The following is a 22,499-nucleotide window of genomic DNA, read 5'->3' as shown; positions in this document are numbered from 1 at the left end:
ATAACTCGTGTTTTACAATTTCTCTTTTTTTAAATCCTTGTGCGGTTTTTCTTCGTTTCACTGCTGTTTTGGTATTTTAAACCCTTTTTACCATTCCCCTTTTATCGAGTTTTTAGCTTTTTATATTGTTTTCTGAAGAGATTCTAAGTTTTTAAAAGCCGCTTCCCGCCGTTTTTAATCTCGCAGAGGCGCAAAGGCACTGAGTTTTTCCCTTTTTATTCTGATTTCATTATGGAACTGTCTTTTCATTCAATGAATTTCTCATCAAAACAGCTCCCCTAGTCCCGATACCAGTGGAAATCCTTTTTGCGGCGGGGTTCACCGTAAAAAGATTGAAGCGGACAGCAGGAATGGCTTCTTATAAAAAGTAAATTCCAAACTCTAAAAAGCTTCGACTTTGATCAGCCAAACAAAACTTACTCTTATATATTATATAGTATGACTTTATACATATATATGTAGAAAAAACAAACCCGACAGGTTTTGGAAAACTGCCGGGCTATGATTACTATATATTATAGTATTAGTTTTTATTGACTGCTTTTGCTTTCGCTTCCCAATGCTCCATCAAATTATCATAATTTACAGGATTAGCTGGTGTTTGATTGAGTAAACGCCCAGACTCAAAAGCACGAACCAAAATTGTTTCTATTAGATAGTCTTCATTTACTTCATATGGCTTATACTCAGTTTTCAGACTTATATCAAACAAATTTGCTGTTGTATTCGACACAAATGCTTTGAAACCGCTTTTTAAAGTCTTTATCAGCTCATAGGTTGTAATCCCCGTTTGGCGATGAATCAATTTTACAAGAATCTGACCTTGTTTTCTGGATAACTTCTTTAACCTGTCTTCAAATTCATTATTAAGATAGTCCTCAACGATCTTAAAATACTTTTTCTTTTCGCGATTGCTATTCAAACGTGCCATACCTTTATTCAATGCAGTCAATCTATCTGACGCTAATTTTGCATAAGGGTAAACTTTATAAACTCTATTCTGTAAAATCTGAAATTGCTTTTGTTCTTCGGGACTTAATTTTTGACCTTTTGAAACAATAATTTCAGGTAGTTGTATTGTATCGTTAAGAATAGAATCTTTCTCGGTTAATATATAACCCATTTCTTGATTTTCTTTCGGAGTAACTTGTGCAATACTGGAAAACGAAATCATTAATAAAAATAAAATACTGCAGGTAAATCTCATGGAGTCTTAATTTAAATGTAAAATTATATATTTATACACAACTCTAATACCAAATTTATAAATTAGCGCAAAAATATTTTTATGAGTACAAAATCTATCTTAAATGATGCCTCTCTTTCTTTCTTAGAAAGTTATCTAAATAATGCTTCTCCGACGGGTTACGAAAGTGAAGGACAAAAGCTTTGGATGAATTATTTAAAACCATATGTAGACACTTTTATAACTGATACATATGGTACAGCTGTTGGAGTTATCAATCCTGACGCTCCTTTTAAAGTTGTTATTGAAGGACATGCTGACGAAATTTCGTGGTATGTAAATTATATTACTGATGATGGTTTATTATATGTTATTAGAAATGGTGGTTCTGATCATCAAATCGCACCATCAAAAAGAGTTAATATTCATACTAAAAAAGGAATTGTAAAAGGTGTTTTTGGCTGGCCTGCAATTCATACACGTTTACGAGACAAGGAAGAAATTCCAAAATTAAGCAACATTTTTATTGACTTAGGCTGTGAAACAAAAGAAGAAGTCGAAGCGATGGGCGTTCATGTTGGCTGCGTAATAACATATCCTGATGAATTTATGATTCTGAATGAAAATAAATTCGTTTGTCGAGCGATCGATAATAGAATGGGCGGCTTTATGATTGCCGAAGTTGCTCGTTTATTGCACGAAAACAAAAAAACACTTCCTTTTGGGTTGTATATTGTAAATTCTGTTCAGGAAGAAATTGGTTTACGCGGTGCTGAAATGATTGCTCAGACTATTAAACCAAATGTTGCAATTGTAACTGATGTTTGCCATGATACTACTACTCCAATGATTGACAAAAAAGTTGAGGGAGATCTAAAAATGGGTAAAGGCCCCGTTATTGCCTATGCTCCGGCAGTTCAAAATAAATTGCGTGATTTAATTGTTGATACGGCCGAGGAATGCAAAATTCCTTTTCAACGTCATGCAACTTCAAGAGCTACTGGAACGGATACTGATGCATTTGCATATAGTAACGGCGGTGTAGCATCTGCATTAATCTCGCTGCCTTTACGTTATATGCACACAACTGTAGAAATGGTGCACAGAGAAGATGTAGAAAATGTAATTCAGCTGATTTATGCTTCAATATTGAAGATTGAAAACAATGAAACTTTTTCTTATTTTAAATAAGAAAATCTACAAAATGTCAATTTGGCTGCTTTAAGAGCAGCCAAATTGACTAATACTTAATAAATACCATGAAAATTTTACTACTCGAAGACGACTTTACTTTATCTAAAGAGATTTCAGCATTTTTCGCCACAAAAAAAATCGAGTGTTTTCCATTCTATGACGGAACTTTACTTCTTAAAAAATACTTTCCTTATGAGTATGATTTAATCATTCTTGATATAAATGTTCCTGGAACAAATGGAATTGAGGTTTGCAAAGGTATTCGAGAGGTTGATAAAAAAACACCCATAATAATGCTTACGGCATTTAGTGAAATTGAAGATAAATTGGCTTCTTTTGATAATGGTGCTGATGACTATCTGGTAAAACCTTTTCATTTTGAAGAATTATACGCAAGAATTTCCTCTTTACTAAGACGAAAGGAAATTCCGCAGCAAACAGAACAAAAAATTCTTATTGAAGATTTAGAAATTCAAGAAGATGAAATGAAAGTTTTTCGCGCTGGAGAAGAAATTAAATTGACTCCGAAAGAATTTAATCTGATCCTAATTTTAGCTCATGCTAAAGGTAAAGTGTTATCAAAGCAGTTTATTGCCGAAAAATTATGGGATTATCATATAGAAACGAATCAAAACACAATTGAAGTTTACATCAATTTTCTACGCAAGAAAATCGATAAGGATCATGAAGTAAAACTTATACGAACTAAAATTGGTTATGGATACTATTTAAGCAATCAAGAATGACTTTAAAAAACAGAATATCACTTTTAGTAAGCCTGCTGTTTACAATCCTATTTGGATTGGCTTCAACTGTGATATTTGTTTTATATTCTAATTTTAGAAAAGAAGAATTTAGAGATCGATTAGAAATTAAAGCGCTTTCGAACATTAAGTTATTAGTTAATGTTAAAGAAGTTGATGATCAACTTTTAAAAATGATCGATCAAAATTCTATAAATAAACTGTATGACGAAAAAACACTGGTATTTGATTCGCAATTTAAACTCATTTACAGCAGTATTGATGACGCTAAAATTAATTGGTCTGTTGATGATTTAAAATATCTTAAAAAGCATAAAACTTTCTTTAAACAACAAGGAGACTATGAAGTATACGGCGTTTTCTATGATACTAAAGACAAAGATTTTTACGCTCTAATATCAGCAACAGATGATTACGGCAAACGTAAATTACTTTTTTTACGATATACCTTAGTTATATCTTATATCTTCTTTACCTGTCTTTGCTGGGTATTAACCTCTTTTATGGTCAAAAAAGCAATGAACCCGTTAGGTTTGTTTCATCAAAAAATAAAAAACATCAACGAGAACAATCTCGATACTCGCATAAAATCAAAAAGTAATAAAAATGAAATTGATTTAATTGCCAATGAATTCAATTTCATGATGGATCGAATTGAAATTTCTTATCAAAAGCAAAAGGAGTTTACTGCGCACGCATCGCATGAACTCAGAACGCCATTATCTAGAATTACATCTCAAATAGAAAATGTAGTTGCAGATCCTAAAACAACTGTTGAAAACAAAAGCTTCCTAAAAACAATTTTATCAGATGTAAACCAACTGACAGAATTAATTACTTCATTACTTACTCTTTCTAAAATTGACAGCAAAAATCAGGAAAATACTGAAACTCATCGTTTAGATGAAATTTTGTTTTCGGCAATTGAAAATCTGAATAAAAGCTTTCCTGACTTTGTAATTCTTTTTGAAATGGAAGAAAGTGAAAACTTAGATTCGGCTCTGGAAATTAAGGGAAATAAAAACCTTTTAGAAATTGCGATAAGTAATGTTTTAAAAAATGCCTGTGTTTATTCGGATAACAAACAGGCAAAAGTAAAAATAAGTGCAGTGGGCGACTCTCTAGTTATTTCGATTTCAAACACTGGAAAAACGCTGACCGAGAATGAGCAGAAAAATCTTTTTCAACCCTTTATGCGCGGAGAAAATTCAAAAGGGACAACGGGATTCGGACTTGGTTTACGCATTGTAAACCGTATCTTAAACCTGCACCAATCAAGCATAACTTACACTGTAACAGACGAAAACACAAATTTATTTCAATTAATTTTTCATTAATAATTTATTTTAAGGTATTTTTAAGGTAGATTTTAAGGTGTCTTAAAGTCTACTGATAGCATATTTGTATAAAATAAATTTGATACAATGAAAAAACTATATGCATTGCTGTTACTTGTATTCTTCAATCAAGTAATTGTGGCTCAGAAAACAGTTACTCTTCAAGACTGTGAAAGCCAATTTCTTAAAAAGAACCTTTTTTTATTGGCATCTCAATATAATATCGATGCCTCAAAAGCATTGACCATTCAGGCAAAAATTTGGGACAACCCAACTATTACTGCAGAATTAAATGCTTATAATCCTGAAAGGAATCAGTATTTTGATATAGGAAAAGATGGTCAAAAAGCATTTGGTATAGAACAGTTAATTTACTTGGGCGGAAAAAAACGCAATGAAGTAAAACTGGCAAAAACTAATGAACAATTAGCTGAACTCCAATTCAACGATTTGCTTCGAACATTAAAGCTGCAGCTGCGTAAAAGTTTTTACACGGTTTACTACAACACAAAAAGCCTTGAAACGACAGATAATCAGCTTGCACATATTGAAGACTTAATCAATTCATACTCTGTACAAGTACAGAAAGGAAATATTGCATTAAAAGATCTTGTTCGTTTACAATCACTTTATTTAAACTTTAAGAATGAGAGAATGGAAGTTGTAAATAATAGCATTGAAGAGCAGGCAAACTTAAAACTCCTATTAAACGAAACTGAAACTATTATTCCAAATGTTTCAAAAGATGATTTTAATAAATACTTAAAAACAATACCATTTGATTTAAAATCTTTTCAAGATGAAGCAATTGCAAATCGCCCTGATTATTTAGCTCAGCAAAAAGAAATTGAAGCAAATGAATTAAATGTCAAATGGCAAAAATCACTTTCTATTCCTGACATCACTTTAGGTGCAAACTATGACCAGCGAAGCGGCGCTTTTGAAAAAGAAGCAAATCTATCAATTGGAATTCCACTCCCGCTTTGGAACAAAAACAAAGGAAACATTAAATACGCGCAAACCATTCTGGCACAGTCAAAAGTAGAGAAGCAAAATTTTGATCTACAACTGCAAACTGAAATTACATCGGCTTGGAATAAATGGAATGAATCTAGAAAAAATTATACTGTAATTAAACCAACTGTTAACTCCGATTTTGAAGCAGTTTACAACGGAATTTTAGCCAATTTTCAAAAAAGAAATATCAGCTTATTAGAATTTACGGATTTTATGGAAAGCTACAATCAAGCAAATCTTCAAGTTAACGAACTAAAGAAAAAACTAGCCTTATCTGGAGAAGAATTAAACAGTACAATCAACAAGGATTTATTCTAAAACTAAATAATAATGAAACATACACTAATTATAGGAATTGCAATTGTTAGTTTATCGCTGACAAGCTGCAAAAAGGAAGTAGAAAATCCTCAAACCAATTCTTCATTTGCACTAAGTGACAGTATGCTTAAAACCACAAGCACCGCAACTGCAACAACTCAAATTGTAAAAAATGAATTAAGCTTTTATGGAAAAATTACGGCCGACAATAATAAAATGATAGATGTTTACCCTCTTGTTGGCGGTAATGTAATCAAAGTTAATGTAGAACTTGGTGACTACGTACATAAAGGACAAGTTTTGGCTATTATAAAAAGTACTGATGTAGCCGATTTTGAAAAGCAATCTATAGACGCTAAAAGCGATTTACTAGTTGCTAAAAACAATTTAAAGGTGGCACAAGAATTATTTGACGGAAAATTAAATTCTGAAAGCGATGTACTCCAAGCAAAATCTGAAGTAAACAAAGCCCAATCTCAACTAAGTAAAATTCAGGAAACTTATAAAATCTATAACATAAAAGCAGGTTCAATTTACGAAGTAACTGCTCCAATTAGTGGATTTATTATTCAAAAAAGCATTAATCAAGATATGCTTTTAAGATCTGACCGTTCTGAAAACATATTTGATATTGCAGAAATCAGTGAAGTTTGGGCAATGGCAAATATCAACGAAATTGATATTAATAAAGTAAAACTAGGTATTGATGCCAGCGTTACAACTTTAAGTTATCCAGATAAAATCTTTAAAGGTAAAGTAGATAAAATATTCAATGTAATTGATCCACAGACTAAGGCAATGCAAGCACGAATAAAACTTCAAAATCCAGGATTTTTGCTAAAACCTGATATGAATGCAAACATAAAATTATCTTTTAATGAGGATAAATCAATGATAGCAATTCCTAGTGACGCCATTGTTTTTGATAAAAGTAAAAACTTTGTAATGATATTCAAGGATCGTCATAATATTGAAACTAGACAAGTTGAAGTTTTTAGAGTTGTAGGAGACACAACTTACATTTCAAGCGGTTTAAAGGAAAATGAAAAGGTCATTACTAATAATCAGTTATTTATTTATCGCGCATTAAACGATTAAGACATGAACAAATTCATAAGAAACATTATTGCTTTCTCGCTTAAGAACAAAGCATTTACCTTTTTTTGGGTTGGAGTACTGGCCGTCGCAGGATTTATTTCCTTCAAAAATATGCCTATTGACGCTTTTCCAGATGTTACCAATACACAGATCATAATCATCACTCAATGGAATGGAAAAAGTGCCGAAGAAGTTGAACGTTTTGTTACTTCGCCTATCGAAATTTCGATGAACTCGGTTCAAAAAAAGACTAGTGTCCGAAGTATTACAATGTTTGGTTTATCTGTTATCAAAATTATTTTTGATGATGGTGTAGATGATACTTTCGCTCGTTTTCAAGTAAATAATCTGCTTAAAAATGTAAAACTTCCTGATGATGTTGAGCCAGATGTTCAACCACCGTATGGACCAACCGGAGAAATTTTTAGATATATTGTAAAAAGCGACAGCAGAGACAGCCGTGAATTATTAACCTACCAAAACTGGGTAATTGATAAACAATTACGCGCAGTTCCAGGTGTTGCCGATTTAAATGTTTTTGGAGGTCAAGATAAAACGTATGAAGTTGGTGTTGACCCTATAAAACTTGCAAAATACAACATTACACCTCTTCAGGTTTACAATGCCGTAAATGCAGGAAACTTGAATGTTGGAGGTGATATCATTGAAAAAAACGGACAAGCTTTTGTTGTTCGAGGTGTTGGTTTACTAAAATCTATTTCTGATATCGAAAACATAATTGTTGACGATGCTGGCGGAAATCCTATTTTGGTAAAAAATGTAGCATCAGTTTACGAAAGTGCGATGCCTAGAGTTGGTCAAACTGGTATTGGCAAAAATGATGATGCCGTTGAAGGTATTGTTGTAATGCGAAAAGGCGAAAATGCACAAGAAACATTAGCCTTAATTAAAGACAAAATAAAAGATTTAAATGAAAATGTACTTCCGAAAGACATTAAAATAGAAACTTTCTATGATCGTGATAATTTAATGAATTTCACGACCGAAACGGTAATGCATAATTTATTTGAAGGAATCATTCTCGTTACTTGTGTTGTGTTTCTTTTTATGGCCGATTGGCGAACAACTTTTACGGTTTCAATTGTAATTCCGCTTTCCTTATTATTTGCCTTTTTATGTCTAAAAATGATGGGAATGAGTGCCAACCTGCTGAGTTTGGGAGCGGTCGATTTTGGGATAATTATTGATGGTGCGGTGGTAATGGTTGAAGGATTGTTTGTAGTGTTAGACCACCGTGCGCATCAATTAGGAATGACAGCGTATAATAAAATTGCCAAGGGAAGCATTATTAAGAAAACGGGAACCGAAATGGGTAAAGCCATCTTTTTCTCTAAATTAATAATTATTACAGCATTACTTCCAATATTCTCCTTCCAGAAAGTAGAAGGAAAAATGTTCTCTCCCCTAGCCTATACATTAGGTTTTGCTTTAATGGGTGCATTACTTTTCACGCTGACTTTAGTTCCAGTTTTATCTCATATTTTACTGAACAAAAATGTAAAAGAAAAGAATAATCCGTTTGTGAACTTTTGGGATAGAATTGTAGGTAAAGGATTTGCTTGGACATTTAAACATAAAGTAAAAACATTAGTTCTATCAATAGGAATTATTGCTGCTACATTTTTTTCAGCTACTTTTTTAGGAACTGAATTTTTACCTCAATTAAATGAGGGCGCCTTATGGGTAACAGCAGAATTACCAATGAGCACATCATTGCCAGAAAGTGTAAAAACGGCTGCAATGATAAGAAAAGATCTAGAAACTTTTCCTGAAGTTAAAAAAGTACTTTCGCAAACAGGTCGAAGCAATGACGGAACAGATCCTAATGGTTTTGGATTTATTCAGCTACAAGTTGATTTAAAACCAAAAGCCGAATGGAAGCGAAAAATTACAATGGATGATTTAATTAATGAAATGGATGAAAAGCTAAAAGTTCACCAAGGAATTACCTATAATTATTCACAGCCCGTTATTGACAACGTAGCAGAATCTGTCGCTGGTTTTAAAGCTTCGAATGCGGTGAAAATTTATGGAGACGATTTAGATAAACTTGACGAACTTTCTAATCAGGTTTTAGCAAAAATTAAAGATATTCCAGGAATCAAAGATGTTGGGATTCTGCGAAATGTAGGTCAGCCAGAAATAAGCGTCGTTTTAGATCGCGAAAAAATGGCAGCATACGGCGTAACTTTAAGTGATGCTCAAGCTGTTTTAGAATTAGCTTTTGGAGGAAAAACGGCAACAGAAAAATATGAAGATGAGAAGAAATTTGATGTTCGAGTACGTTTTTCTAAAGAGTATCGAAAAGACGAAGAAGATTTAGCCGAATTAAAAGTTCCTACTATAAATGGCGCGAAAATTCCATTGAAAGAAATCTGCGACATTAAAACGATTACAGGACCTGCTTTTATCTATAGAGATAATACAAAACGTTTTATAGGAGTTAAATTTTCTGTGAGAGATCGAGATTTAGGAAGTACAATTGCAGAAGCACAAAAGAAAGTAGCCGAAGTAAAAATGCCAACTGGTTATACAACTGGCTGGACTGGCGAATTTGAAAATCAAGTTCGTGCAAGTGCCCGTTTAGCGCAGGTTGTACCAATAAGTTTAATTGGAATATTTGTGCTGCTGTTTATTTTGTTTGGAAATCTAAAAGACTCACTGCTTGTATTAGCAAATGTTCCCTTTGCCGTAATTGGAGGAATTATTGCTTTGCATCTTACAGGTATGAATTTCGGAATTTCTGCCGGAGTTGGATTTATCGCTTTACTCGGAATTTGTATTCAGAATGGAGTAATCTTAATATCTGAATTTCATCACAATATCAAGGCAAAATTCTCACTCGAAGAATCGATTTTTAGAGGTGTAAAAGCACGAACAAGAGCGGTAATTATGACAGCATTAATGGCATCAATTGGTTTAATGCCAGCTGCAATCTCAACTGGAATTGGATCTGAATCTCAAAAACCTCTTGCGATTGTAATTATTGGAGGATTAGTTACAGCAACAATTCTAACGCTCTTGGTCTTCCCTATTTTATTCTGGATTTTCAATCGTAGAAAACATGCGCCTATCGAATAGGGATTTTAAAATTAATTAGTGGTTAATTAAATAGGTTCAAAAAGAAAAAGCATCATTTTTAATGATGCTTTTTTGATTTCTAGGCACAAAAAAAAACGACCTTCTGCTCAGGAAGGTCGTTTCATTTACTAACTCAAACTCTTTAAACTTTTAGAACAAATGTTTATTTTGCTTCTTTCAAAATAGCGATAGCATCTGTCGCATTTGATAATTCAGCATATTTTAATGCTGTATAGCCTTTTTCATTTTTTTCGTTTATGCGAGCTCCATTTGCTATTAAAACTTTCATAATTTCAGCTTTGTTGTAGCGTGCTGCTGTCATTAAAGGTGATAAATCTTCAGACATTTCGTTTACATCTGCTCCGTACTCAATAAGTTTTTTTACGAATGCAAGATCTCCTTTACTAACTGCCACATTTAATGGCGAAGAGAAAATCTTTGTAATTTCCATTTGTGGTTTCACAAGTGATGTTTGATTTGATGCCATTGAAACATTGGCAAACGCTACTAAAGCAACTCCTAAATAAATGATTGAATTTTTCATAATGATTGATTGTTAATTGATTGATATTGATGATTTTTAAATTCTATGTAAATGTAAGCAATTTTATGTATTATGTATTACAAGGTAATATGTTTTAACAAATTACTAACATTCAGTTAATGAAAGGCTTATAAATTTAATCTAATTGTTATTAAACTTTTTCGCCTACACTTATATAGACGCAGAGATTACAAAAATGTTACACTAAAAATGAAATTTTATAAAAAAAATCTTCAAAAAAATTTAAACGTGTTAAAATACAGCGTTTTACTTTTATAACTTTACAATCATTAATGCTTATTATTTAACTAATTTTCAAAAAAGTAATTAACTATCTAAACCAAAGATTATGGGACTTATCAAAAAAATTCTGGTTATCTTAATTTTAGTTTTTTCTATTGTACTAATTGCAGCTTACTTCATGCCAAAAAATTATGCTGTCGAAAGAGAAATTACCATCAACAAACCTGTTGACACTGTTTTTAATTATGTGAAATATCTAAAAAATCAAAATCAATTTAGTGTCTGGGCAAACATTGACCCAAAAATGAAATCAACTTTTAAAGGTGTTGATGGAACTGTTGGTGCGATTTCAGCATGGGAAAGTAAAGTTAAAGAAGTTGGTGTAGGAGAACAGGAAATAACCAAAATTATTCCTAACTCACGACTGGATTTTGCACTTCGTTTTAAAGAGCCAATGGATGACACCGCCAATGGTTTCATGTCAACCGAAAGTTTGGGCGGAAATCAAACTAAAGTAAAATGGGGAGTTAATGGTGTTATTCCTTTTCCTATGAATATAATGCTGCCAATGATGAAAATGGATCAAATGATTGGAAACGATTTGCAAAAAGGTCTTGAAAATTTAAAAGATCAAATGGAAGAAAAGTAAATTTCGTGGAAAAATAGTCTTTTAAAATATAAAAAATGCCTTGCGATTATAAACCTGCAAGGCATTTTTAGTTGGAAAAGTCTAGTTTAAAAATAAATTTAAAGCCTTTGACTTATTATTTAGTACTTAGATAATCTAATACATTTTTATTAATACGCTGATCAATATTGTCGATATCAGCTTTAACAAATTTTTCTCCTAAAATATTTTCGTATAATTCAATATATCTTTCAGAAACTGATTCAATATAAGCTTCTGTCATATCAGGAATTTGTTGTCCTTCTTGTCCTTGAAAACCATTTTCAATTAACCAGCGGCGAACAAACTCTTTAGACAATTGTTTTTGCTCCTCTCCTTTATCTTGTCTTTCTTGATATCCATCAGCATAAAAATAACGAGAAGAATCTGGTGTATGAATTTCATCAATTAAAACAATAACTCCGTCTTTTGTTTTTCCGAATTCGTATTTTGTATCTACTAAAATTAAACCGCGAGAAGCAGCAATTTCAGTTCCTCTTTGAAATAACGCTCGTGTATATTTTTCTAAAACCAAATAATCTTCTTCAGAAACAATTCCTTTAGATAAAATATCCTCACGAGAAATATCTTCATCATGTGAACCGTTATCAGCTTTTGTAGTTGGCGTAATAATTGGCTCAGGAAATTTGTCATTTTCTTTCAAACCTTCGGCCATTGTTACACCACAAATTTGTCTTCTTCCTGCAGCATATTCACGTGCAGCATGACCAGAAACATAACCACGAATAACCATTTCAACTTTAAAAGGCTCACATAAATGTCCAACAGCTACATTAGGATCTGGAGTTGCAATTAACCAATTTGGAACAATATCTGCTGTAAGTTCCATAAATTTTGTTGCAATTTGATTCAAAATTTGCCCTTTGTATGGAATCCCTTTTGGCAAAACCACATCAAAAGCCGAAAGTCTATCTGTTGCGACCATTACCAAAAGCTCGTCGTTGATATTATAAACTTCTCTAACTTTTCCGCGGTAAACTGACTTTTGATTCGGAAAATTAAAATTTGTAGTTGTGATTGTATTACTCATTATCCTAAGTTGTGTTGTTTTTTATGAATGCAAATTTAAAACTATTTAAAAGAAAAAAAGAATCTATTCAGATTCTTTTTTTCTTTTAATCTCCGTGCAAACCTTAAATTATAAAGCTGCATCGCTAACTTATTTCTTCAACAAAGTCGAATTGAATAAATTCAGAATTCTGCTGTACTCGTCTATCCAAGAATAAGTTTCCTTAAATCCGTGTGCTTCAACAGGGAAAGAGGCTAATGTCCAATTCTTTTTCTCCAACTCTATAAAACGTTGTGACAAACGAACAATATCTTTGTATTCTACATTATCATCAACCATTCCGTGAAGCATCACTAAGTTTCCTTTTAAATTATCTGCAAAATAAATAGGAGAGCTTTTTTTGTAAGCAATTGGATCTGTTTCTGGGAAATTCAAAATATTACCGGTATATCCGTGATTGTAATGTGCCCAATCTGTAACTGAACGTAAAGCTGCTCCCGAAGCAAATTCGCCAGGAGTAGTAAGCATTCCCATTAAAGTAATAAAACCTCCGTAAGACCCGCCATAAATACCAACTCTATCAGCATCAATTCCGTACTTCTCAACCAAATATTTTTTACCATCCAATTGATCGGTCAAATCTTTTCCACCCATAAAACGATAGATACCAGTTCTAAAATCCCTTCCATAACCATCACTTCCTCTATAATCAATATCTAGAACGGTATAACCTAAATCAGTCAGCATATTATGAAACATATACTCTCTATAATAATTACTCCAATAATTATGAGCGTTTTGCAAATATCCTGCACCATGAACAAAAATAACCGCAGCTTTATTCGAAGTTTCCGTTTTTGGCGTATATAATCTAGCGTATACAGGAGTTCCGTCTTGTGCTTTAAATGTTATAACTTCAGGCTCTCTCCATTTGTAATTTTTGAAACTTTCAGAAACCGAAGAAGTAATTTGTTGCAGTGAAGTATTTTTTTTGTTATCAGCAATGTATAAATCCCATGGAATATTTTTATATGAATAACGTACCAGCAACACTTTTTCATCTGGCGAAACTACTACTTCATGCGCTCCATCTTTAGTTAAAACAGGCTCTAAAGCACCGCCAGAAGCAGCTAATTTATAATAATTCCTGTTTCCTGGATGTGTGGTATTGGTTGTTAAATAGAATGTTTTTTTATCGTTAGAAAGCGTCACATCGCGCACTTCCCAATTGCCGCTTGTAAGCTGCGCTTTTTTATTCGATTTAAAATTATAAGTATATAAATGTGAATAGCCTGTTACTTCAGATTGAAAGTACAGAGTTTCATTATCTGCTAAGAAACCTAGAATTCCAGAATCAAAAGAATAAGATGGTATTCCTGGTCCAGCAATCCAAGCTTCGTCATGCTGATGCTCAATTTCTTTAAATGTTCCGCTCTCAAGATTTAAACTCACTAACCATCTATCTTTGTTATCTTGGCTTCTGATTTCAACAATTCCAATTGAACCGTTTTCGTTGTAAACTGGAGCCTGAGCTACAATTAACTTATCTTCTTTTGCCTTGCTTTTCAAGTTATCGTATGATTCATAATATTTAGGAACATCTTGAATGTGGCTCAATTTTGAAAAATCAACAAAATAAACAGAATCCTTAGCAACAGAATAAATTCCGAATTTTGTTTTAACGAAATTTGCCGTAGATACTTTTTCTTTTGTCTCAGGCGATTGATTATAACCATCACTAGTTATAAAAACTTCCATTTTTTCTTTTTTAACATCTGCTTCTTCTGCTAAACAAAATGTTGCAAAAGTCCCATTTGGATTCGCTTTTAGATTATAAAAATTATCCTTTCCATAAAAATATTCTTTAGCAAAATCAGATTTAACAGCTTTACTTTTTGCTAGATTCCATTGTTTTTTTGCTTCAGCATCTCTAATAAACTGAAATAATTCTTTCTGTTGTGTTTTTAAGAAAGAATCCTTCTCAGGTGTTTTACTTTTTTTCTCGCCTTTACTAAAATTGGTAATTTGCAAAACACTTCCCTCTTTTGCATTGTATTTAAAAATATTATCATTTTGCTCAAAAAATACTATTCCAGATTCACTGCCTAATTCAAGATTTGAAATTGGTGCACTTTGCTGATAGATTTTTTTTGTTGTTTTTGAAGCAATAGAGTACGAAAACAATCTTCCGTTATCTAAATAATAAACTAAATCTGATCCCGGTTTTCTTTTAAAATCAAGTTTAGAAAAAGCGGCTTCCTTTGGTTCAACCAAAACAGGCTTTACAGATCCTTTTTGCCAGGAATAAGTACTTGCGCCCAAATCATTAGTTGGATTCCAATCAAAATAAACTTTTTTGCTATCTAAAGACCAGCGTCCGTTTGTGGGTTGATTTCCTATAAAAGATTCGCCTTTCATTATTTCCTCTAATTTCAATGTTTGGTTATACCCTTTTATTGAAAAAATTAGAAAGGCAGCAATAAAAATGTTTTTTGTCATGGTATTAGTTTTTATGAGAAAACAAAAATACACGTTGAAATTTACTAAAAAAACATTTTTGTAATTTCCTTGCAAAATCTTCTACATAATATCCATTTAACAATAAAATCCTTGAAGAATTACCTTCAAGGATCTTATTTTTATCAAAAGTCTAAAATTCAAAATCCTAAACCTTATATATCTATTTTAATAATTATGCTTCGTTTACTGCAAATTCTTTATTCAATATTTTTGAAGCAATATACTTCGCCACACCATCTTCGGCATTTGATGTTATCACTTCTAAATTAGGCAATGTCTCTTTTAATAAAGCTGGAGCGTTGCCCATAATTAATCCTTTTCCGGCTGCTGCCAACATTTGTACATCGTTAAAACCATCACCAAATGCAACTGCCTGATCTAAAGTAAAACCTTCTTTTTCTAGAACTTTTCCGATTGCAACAGCTTTGTCTACAGATTTATCCATAAACTCTAAACAAGTTGGCAAACTAAAAGCATGATGCAAATTATCAGAAGAATTAGCCAAAACAGCATCTTTTAATGCTACTAATTTTTCATGATTGTCACATGAAAAGAAAATTTTGATCGCACTAAAATCTTCAAGAGTTTTATAATCAACTAATTCAGGGCGATATTTCAATTCAGCCTGAAAAGCATTTAACCTTTCATTTACTCTATTGGTCTGCCAAACATTTTCTTTGAATAAAACTACGGTGATTTCAGGGTCGATTTCAACATTTAAGGCTGCTTTAACTACATCGCTTTCTAAATCAAAAGCAAAAAGTTCTTCCTTTTCTGGCGAATGTATTCTGGCTCCATTTGAACTTACTAAATAAACAGGAACTTCAAGAGTTTCGATAATTGCCATCGCATCAAGATGATGACGCCCTGTAGCCACTACAATAAGATAATTTTGATTGTGAAGTTCTTGAAAAATTGATTTCGTATAATCTGAAATTCGATGTTGAGGGTTGAGTAAAGTTCCATCTAAATCACTTACTACAACTTTTATATTTTTAAGATTTGTCATATTAATAATCAAATATTTATGATGTGCAAATTTACGGCTTTAAGCCCAGCCAAACAAAGTTTAAAAGGTTTTAAAGCTCAAAATAAGGTAAGTTTATTATTTATTTAACTATTTCGTTAAATAATACTTATTAACCATTTTAAACTTTAATAATGCCCGTTTTATATAATTTTAAAACTTTCTGAATTACTGATTCAATCTGCTCCAAAGGCAAATCTTCATTAGAATTAAGCATCATAATTTTCATTCTTGATCGTTTTTCCTGAAGCAAAAAAGGTTCATCAAAATGCTTTCCTTCTACGATTCCTATATAAGGCTGATTATTTTTTTTATGCTTCCATAAATAGCAGAACATTTTTCCTTTATAACAAAAAAAAGGCATTCCGTATTTTAGAACGTGCGTAATGTCTTTGTCTTGTTTTAAGATGATTTCTTTTAATGCAAAAAATGTCCCTTTTATGGGCTCTTCTTGGTTTAGGTAAAAATCATCTAGTTGTTTCATTTTTTAAATTCAAGCTCTTTTTTCCAATTATCTATAGTTGTAGGACGCTCATTATTATTTGGGTAATTTAATGTAATAAAATCAAATTGCTCTTTAGTTAATAAGACTATTCGCCCGTCATTACCAGAACTAATAGGATAAAATTGTTCATTACTATTTTGCAATTTTAATTGGTCATTTAACATTTCAATAAAATTTAAATATGCAATTCCCCAGTCATAATCACCAAAATCGTTATCAAAAGCAGTGTACTCTTTTCCATTAAGCTTTATTTTGTGCGTCCAATGTTCTTTTGTTTGATTATTATTTTCGTCCGAGAAAGAAAGCTTTAGATTAAGTTTATCAAATAAAGGTTTTATAGTTTCTAAATATTCTGTTAAACCTCCACCTTCAAATAATGTTTCAGAATCAATAAAGTAAAATCTATTATCTGTAAAACTTAAATCGTCTTTCATATAACCTTCAAAAAAACTCAACTCATCATAAGATTTTTCAAAATCTTCTTTGGTTAATTTTAGGTCTTTCTTTTCAGTTAAATTGAAAAAGTTTAATTTATCTAATTCTAAAACAATCTCTTTACCTGTCAATTTATTTTTGTTTTTTTTCGAGCTATTATTTTCCCTTTTTTGAGCATAAAACTTAAATGAAAAAAACAACAAACCTAGAATTAAAATAATTTTACTTTCCATTTTTTATAAACTGATACATCTTTTTTTAATTTGTCAATGATTCAAAAAAATATTCGTTTTACTCACTTCTAAATTAATTAGAATTATGAATAAAACGAATATTAATAAATGTCAAAACACACTTTACGATTTACATTTAACATTTCACAAAAATTAAACTTAATCGTGATTTTCTATTTGCTTGTAAGCGTCGATAACCTTTTTCACTAATCTGTGGCGAACGATATCTTTATCATCAAGATAAATAATTCCAATTCCGTCAATATCTTTCAGAACCAAAATCGCTTCTTTAAGCCCCGAAATAGTGCGTCGCGGTAAATCGACCTGCCCAGGATCTCCAGTAATCATAAACTTAGCGTTTTTTCCCATACGAGTCAAAAACATCTTCATTTGTGAATGCGTCGTATTCTGTGCCTCGTCTAGAATTACAAAGGCATTATCAAGCGTTCGTCCGCGCATAAAAGCTAAAGGCGCAATCTGAATAATTCCTTTTAAAATGTAATCTTCGAGTTTTTCATTGGGTAACATATCGCGCAAAGCATCATAAAGCGGCTGCATGTAAGGATCTAGTTTTTCTTTCATATCGCCGGGTAAAAAACCTAGATTTTCACCTGCTTCTACCGCCGGACGAGTCAAAATTATCCTTTTTACTTCTTTGTCTTTAAGCGCTTTTACCGCCATCGCAACACCCGTATATGTTTTACCTGTTCCAGCTGGACCAATGGCAAAAACCATATCATTTTTTTTGATCGTATCCACCAGCAGTTGCTGATTTGGCGTCATGGCTTTGATTATTTTACCGCCAACTCCGTGAACTAATATTTTGTCATGATCGTATGCTTTTTTTTCATCCTGACCATCACTCATAATTACACGTTCAATTACATTATCATCAATGTTGTTGTATCTGGTAAAATGAAGCATAAGCCTCTGAAATCTCTTTTCGAATTCATCTAAAACTTCTTTTTCGCCAAAGGCTTTCAAAGTGGTCCCTCGCGCTACGATTTTAAGCTTTGGGTAGTACTTTTTAATAATTTCAAGATGAGAATCCTGCGCGCCCCAAAAGTCTTTTGGAGCGATGTCTATTAGCTCGATAATTCTTTCGTTCAAAGGAGATAAATTTAAATTAAAAATAAATTTGTTTTGTAAATCTATTGCTGTCGGGTTTTTTTATGTTATGATTTTCAGTCGCATCTATACTTTTAAGTACCAATTAAAATAACTTTTTGTTAAAAGACTGAAAACTGAAACTGAAAATTGAGACTCTATATATTTTATTACAATTTGTCTTTTCTTTCTTTCAATTTGTTTTTACTATTCTTAGATTTGCATTTCTCAAATTTAATGAAAATTAGATTTAAATACTACCAATAGTTATAAACAAAATGATGTCAATAATTACCCTTACTACTGATTACGGCTTAAAAGACCACTTTGTTGGTTCGCTGAAGGGTAAAATTCTTTCAGAGTTTTCTGAGGCAAAAATCATTGACATTTCGCACGATGTTGATCCATTTAACACTGCCGAAGCAAGTTATATAATCGGAGCATCATATTTAAGCTTTCCAAAAGGCACCGTTCATTTGATTGGTGTTGATATTGAACGCAACAAAGAAAACCAGCATATAGCCATGCAATGGAACGATCATTTCTTTATCTGTGCAGATAACGGGATTTTAAGTATGCTTACGCAAAAAATCGTTCCGCAGAAAATTGTAGCTATTAATATACACGATCGTTTTCCAGTTGAATCCAGCGATTTAGACATTTTTATACAAGTTGCCTGCCACATTGCAAAAGGCGGATTACTAAACGTTATTGGAAAAGAAATCCCTGCTGTTAAAGAAGTAACCGAATTACAGGCAATTGTTTCTGCGGATGGAAATACGCTTAAAGGATATGTTATTTATATCGATCATTTTGGAAATGTCGTTACCAATATCTCTAAAAAACAATTTTTAGAAGTTTCGCGCGGACGTCCGTACGAAATCGTCATGAAACCAAAAAGCATCAAAACAATTCTACCCAATTATTCAGATATAGCAACTTCAGACAAATACCCTATTAAAACCTATGAGGGCGAAAAACTAGCTATTTTTAATGAAGCAGGATTTCTTGAAATCGCCATTTTTAGAAGCAATCCATCAAAGGTAGGTTCTGCAAATAGTTTATTAGGATTGAATTATCGCGATGTAATTACTATTGTATTTTCTTGATTTTAAATTAAATTATACAAAGATTTTGCTGATTTAGTAAATTCACGTGAAGACTTTTGATATTTTTCATCAGAAATGACAATATTGTAAAAAACTATGATTTTATAATATTTTACTTTTTCATAAAAAGAACAATCCCTTTTGGTACTTTTGCCCACCTATAAGCTTTCAGATTTTCAATAAATCTAAAAAAACAACACTCTAAAAATTGAATACATGTTTGTCAGAATTGTAAAAATGAGTTTTCACGAAGATAAAATCTCTGATTTTCTGGAGAATTTTGAATCTGTTAAAGACAAAATACGCAATGCAGAAGGAAATCGTTTTTTAGAATTGTATCAAGATAAAAACGATAAATGTATCTTTTTTACCTATAGTTATTGGGAAACCGAAAGCGATTTAGAAAATTATCGACAATCTGAACTTTTTAACAGCGTTTGGACTTTTACAAAAAAACTATTCAATGCCAAACCAGAAGCTTGGAGTGTCGACAAAATTGTGACTTTAGTTTAAATTCGATTTTCAATTTTAAACTTACAATAATTTTAAAAAAAAGAATGGTTTTTCAAGTACTATTTTCTATCTTGAAACCTGAAAATATATTATAATTCAAGAATATAAAAATGAAGATATTCTCTAATAAAAGAGAATACAAAAGCAAATAAATTAATCTTTTTTAAAATCCTTTTTTAAGGATAAAAAAACAAATTATTTGATTTTCATTTTTTATTCATTGACCATTGAGATCTAAGAATGTACGCAATATTAGACATAGAAACTACTGGAGGCCAGTTTAATGAAGAAGGAATTACTGAAATTGCCATCTATAAATTTGATGGTCATGAAGTTGTCGATCAATTCATTAGCCTAATTAATCCCGAAATTCCAATTCAGCCATTTGTGGTTAAATTAACTGGAATCAATAATGCTATGTTACAGTCAGCTCCAAAATTTTTTGAAGTTGCCAAGCGAATCATCGAAATAACTTCAGACTGTATTATTGTCGCTCACAATGCATCATTTGATTATCGCATTTTACGCACAGAATTTAGACGTCTGGGTTATGACTTTCAAGCAAAAACACTTTGTACCGTTGAACTTGCAAAAAAATTAATTCCAGAACAGCCTTCATATAGTTTGGGAAAACTAGTGCGCGCTCTTGGAATTCCAATGGCAGACAGACATCGCGCCAGCGGAGACGCAATGGCAACTACAAAGCTATTTAAAATGCTTTTAGAAAAAGACTTAGAAAAAACAATCGTAAAAGATTTTATAAAGCTGGAAGTAGAAAAAGGAATTGCACCAAAATTTCTAGATCTATTAAACCAAATGCCTGCTAAAACCGGCGTATACTATATTTACAACGAAAGCGGGACTTTAATATACATTGGTAAAAGTCAAAACATAAAGAAAAGAATCAACCAACATTTTACAGGAATCACAACAAAAAGTAAAAAAATTCAAGCTGAAGTTTTTACTATTACATACGATGAAACCGGAAGTGAATTAATCGCTCTTTTAAAAGAAAGTGAAGAAATAAAAATAAACAGACCTAGATATAATCGCGCTCAGCGCAAAACAATTTTTCAATACGCCTTATATTCTGAGAAAGATTCTAACGGTTATATTAATTTAAAAATTGAAAAAACGGACGGTCGTAAACGAGAAATTACTTCATTTGTTACCCTGCAAGAAGCTAAAAATGCTCTTTTTAGATTTACCGAAAAATATCATCTATGTCAAAAACTGACAGGACTTTATCAAACAAAAAAAGAGTGTTTTCAATATAAAATAAAGCAGTGCGACGGGGCTTGTATTGGCGAAATTACCCCAGAAGTTTACAATGCCCGAGTGCAGCAGTTTATCTCTGAAAATAGTTTTGAGAATAAAAGCATGATCTTAAAAGACAGAGGCCGAAATGTAAATGAAAGAAGTGCAGTTTTAATCGAAAATGGCATCTACAAAGGTTACGCATATTACGATCTAAACTATCAAATTACGAATATCGAAATTCTAAAGAATATTTTAATACCAATGCAGCACAATCGAGATGTAAAAAATATTATACAGAACTACATCCGTAAAAATAAAAATCTCAAAATTCTGCATTTTTAACGCTCGAAACTATCATTAGCTTCGCCGATATGAAAAACAAAAAAACGAACTACGAAATATTCAGAGAACGAATAAAAATCATTCTATACGGTACTAATACCATATTAGGACGAATGTTCGATTTGGTTTTATTGGGATTGATATTATTAAGTGTTCTTCTTATTATGCTTGATACCGTTGAAGGAATCAGCCAAAAATACCATAACCAGCTGCTTATTTGCGAATGGATTATTACTGTGTTTTTCACAATAGAATATATCTTAAGAATCATCTCCATTCAAAAACCAGTTAAATACGTTTTCAGTTTCTACGGAATTATCGATTTACTTGCCGTTTTACCCATGTATTTATCTATATTTTTTCCTGGAGCAAGTGTTTTATCCGTTGTTAGAGCGCTGCGTTTTTTCCGATTATTCAAGATACTGCATATTCCTCAAATCTCTCATCAATCTGCTCAACTTAAAGACGCAATAGAAGCCAGCAAAGAGAAAATTTTAGTTTTCATCTATTTTGTACTTATCAGCACCGTAATCATTGGTACAATTATGTATTTGGTCGAAGGCAAAGAATCAGGATTTACAAGTATTCCGATGGGAATTTACTGGACAATCGTAACCCTGACAACAGTTGGTTACGGCGATATTTCGCCACAATCTCCTTTAGGACAGTTTATTGCTGCATTTGTAATGATTTTAGGTTACGGAATCATTGCCGTACCAACAGGAATTGTGACTGCAGAATTTGCAAAAAGCAGTCTAAAAAGCAGTTCCGTAAACACTAAAAAAACATGCAAAAAATGTCAATCGCAAGTTCACTTCGATAACGCCAAATATTGTTACGAATGCGGAACTCAATTGCCAAATAGTTAAATTTAGAAGCTGATCCGGCTTTACATTGCAACTCCTCCTTATCTTTGTTGTTTTTTAAAGGCATAAAAAGAGCTTCTGA

Annotated in this window: 19 protein-coding genes; 11 read left to right on the top strand and 8 right to left on the bottom strand. The window is 32.0% G+C overall.

The features are described 5' to 3' along the window. Positions 1-523: 523 nt before the first annotated feature. Positions 524-1,207 carry a DUF4294 domain-containing protein gene (locus B0A75_RS19740; protein ID WP_089055986.1) on the bottom strand — a complete coding sequence of 228 codons (684 nt, stop codon included), beginning with the start codon at positions 1,205-1,207 and terminating at the stop codon, positions 524-526. Between the two features lie 81 nt (positions 1,208-1,288). On the opposite strand from B0A75_RS19740, the gene B0A75_RS19735 reads away from it, so the two are divergent. From B0A75_RS19735 to B0A75_RS19710, 6 genes are all read left to right on the top strand, one after another. After that, positions 1,289-2,377: a M42 family metallopeptidase gene (locus B0A75_RS19735; protein ID WP_089055985.1), complete on the top strand. Its 1,089-nt coding sequence runs from the start codon at positions 1,289-1,291 to the stop codon at positions 2,375-2,377. 68 nt (positions 2,378-2,445) lie between these two features. Beyond that, positions 2,446-3,126 (top strand): response regulator transcription factor, encoded by a 681-nt coding sequence (locus tag B0A75_RS19730; protein ID WP_089055984.1) that lies wholly within the window; start codon positions 2,446-2,448, stop codon positions 3,124-3,126. Further along, positions 3,123-4,481 carry a sensor histidine kinase gene (locus tag B0A75_RS19725; protein ID WP_089055983.1) on the top strand — a complete coding sequence of 453 codons (1,359 nt, stop codon included), beginning with the start codon at positions 3,123-3,125 and terminating at the stop codon, positions 4,479-4,481. The genes B0A75_RS19730 and B0A75_RS19725 overlap by 4 nt, the downstream gene beginning before the upstream one ends. An 87-nt stretch (positions 4,482-4,568) precedes the next feature. Continuing rightward, on the top strand, positions 4,569-5,816 hold the full coding sequence (locus B0A75_RS19720) for a TolC family protein (RefSeq protein ID WP_089055982.1): 1,248 nt from the start codon (positions 4,569-4,571) through the stop codon (positions 5,814-5,816). A 12-nt stretch (positions 5,817-5,828) separates the two neighbouring features. After that, positions 5,829-6,914 (top strand): efflux RND transporter periplasmic adaptor subunit, encoded by a 1,086-nt coding sequence (locus B0A75_RS19715; RefSeq protein ID WP_089055981.1) that lies wholly within the window; start codon positions 5,829-5,831, stop codon positions 6,912-6,914. Positions 6,915-6,917: 3 nt separating this feature from the next. After that, complete coding sequence (locus B0A75_RS19710; RefSeq protein WP_089055980.1) at positions 6,918-10,016, top strand: efflux RND transporter permease subunit; 3,099 nt, start codon at positions 6,918-6,920, stop codon at positions 10,014-10,016. Positions 10,017-10,179: 163 nt separating this feature from the next. Here the strand turns inward: B0A75_RS19710 and B0A75_RS19705 are convergent, their stop codons facing one another. Then, complete coding sequence (locus B0A75_RS19705; RefSeq protein ID WP_089055979.1) at positions 10,180-10,560, bottom strand: ankyrin repeat domain-containing protein; 381 nt, start codon at positions 10,558-10,560, stop codon at positions 10,180-10,182. A gap of 349 nt (positions 10,561-10,909) precedes the next feature. On the opposite strand from B0A75_RS19705, the gene B0A75_RS19700 reads away from it, so the two are divergent. Beyond that, positions 10,910-11,452: an SRPBCC family protein gene (locus tag B0A75_RS19700; protein ID WP_089055978.1), complete on the top strand. Its 543-nt coding sequence runs from the start codon at positions 10,910-10,912 to the stop codon at positions 11,450-11,452. A gap of 115 nt (positions 11,453-11,567) precedes the next feature. On the opposite strand, the gene B0A75_RS19695 is transcribed toward B0A75_RS19700, so the two are convergent. The 6 genes from B0A75_RS19695 to B0A75_RS19670 all read right to left on the bottom strand — a co-directional run bounded on the left by B0A75_RS19695 (position 11,568) and on the right by B0A75_RS19670 (position 18,330). Beyond that, the gene (locus B0A75_RS19695) at positions 11,568-12,521 is read right to left on the bottom strand and encodes a phosphoribosylaminoimidazolesuccinocarboxamide synthase (protein ID WP_089055977.1); all 954 of its coding nucleotides are present in this window, start codon (positions 12,519-12,521) and stop codon (positions 11,568-11,570) included. A 129-nt stretch (positions 12,522-12,650) separates the two neighbouring features. After that, the gene (locus B0A75_RS19690) at positions 12,651-14,999 is read right to left on the bottom strand and encodes a S9 family peptidase (protein ID WP_089055976.1); all 2,349 of its coding nucleotides are present in this window, start codon (positions 14,997-14,999) and stop codon (positions 12,651-12,653) included. Positions 15,000-15,192: 193 nt separating this feature from the next. Next, complete coding sequence (locus tag B0A75_RS19685; RefSeq protein WP_089055975.1) at positions 15,193-16,029, bottom strand: Cof-type HAD-IIB family hydrolase; 837 nt, start codon at positions 16,027-16,029, stop codon at positions 15,193-15,195. Positions 16,030-16,168: 139 nt separating this feature from the next. After that, a complete protein-coding gene (locus B0A75_RS19680; RefSeq protein WP_089055974.1) occupies positions 16,169-16,531 on the bottom strand; it encodes a DUF1801 domain-containing protein in 363 nt (120 codons plus the stop codon). Further along, positions 16,528-17,220: a hypothetical protein gene (locus B0A75_RS19675; protein ID WP_089055973.1), complete on the bottom strand. Its 693-nt coding sequence runs from the start codon at positions 17,218-17,220 to the stop codon at positions 16,528-16,530. Before B0A75_RS19675 ends, B0A75_RS19680 begins: the two co-directional genes overlap by 4 nt. A 159-nt stretch (positions 17,221-17,379) precedes the next feature. Then, the gene (locus B0A75_RS19670; RefSeq protein ID WP_089055972.1) at positions 17,380-18,330 is read right to left on the bottom strand and encodes a PhoH family protein; all 951 of its coding nucleotides are present in this window, start codon (positions 18,328-18,330) and stop codon (positions 17,380-17,382) included. A gap of 278 nt (positions 18,331-18,608) precedes the next feature. Between B0A75_RS19670 and B0A75_RS19665 the strand changes: the two genes are divergently transcribed. From B0A75_RS19665 to B0A75_RS19650, 4 genes are all read left to right on the top strand, one after another. Beyond that, complete coding sequence (locus B0A75_RS19665; RefSeq protein WP_089055971.1) at positions 18,609-19,436, top strand: SAM hydrolase/SAM-dependent halogenase family protein; 828 nt, start codon at positions 18,609-18,611, stop codon at positions 19,434-19,436. Between the two features lie 216 nt (positions 19,437-19,652). Then, the gene (locus B0A75_RS19660; protein WP_089055970.1) at positions 19,653-19,949 is read left to right on the top strand and encodes a putative quinol monooxygenase; all 297 of its coding nucleotides are present in this window, start codon (positions 19,653-19,655) and stop codon (positions 19,947-19,949) included. Between the two features lie 240 nt (positions 19,950-20,189). Then, positions 20,190-21,551: an exonuclease domain-containing protein gene (locus B0A75_RS19655; RefSeq protein WP_089055969.1), complete on the top strand. Its 1,362-nt coding sequence runs from the start codon at positions 20,190-20,192 to the stop codon at positions 21,549-21,551. Between the two features lie 29 nt (positions 21,552-21,580). Beyond that, positions 21,581-22,420, top strand: a complete 840-nt coding sequence (locus tag B0A75_RS19650) for an ion transporter (RefSeq protein ID WP_089055968.1) — start codon at positions 21,581-21,583, stop codon at positions 22,418-22,420. Positions 22,421-22,499 lie beyond the last annotated feature (79 nt).

It is taken from the genome of Flavobacterium oncorhynchi, assembly GCF_002217355.1.
Lineage (GTDB): Bacteria > Bacteroidota > Bacteroidia > Flavobacteriales > Flavobacteriaceae > Flavobacterium > Flavobacterium oncorhynchi.
Note: the sequence above shows the minus strand (reverse complement) of the source record. Positions and strands in the feature narration are given on the sequence as shown.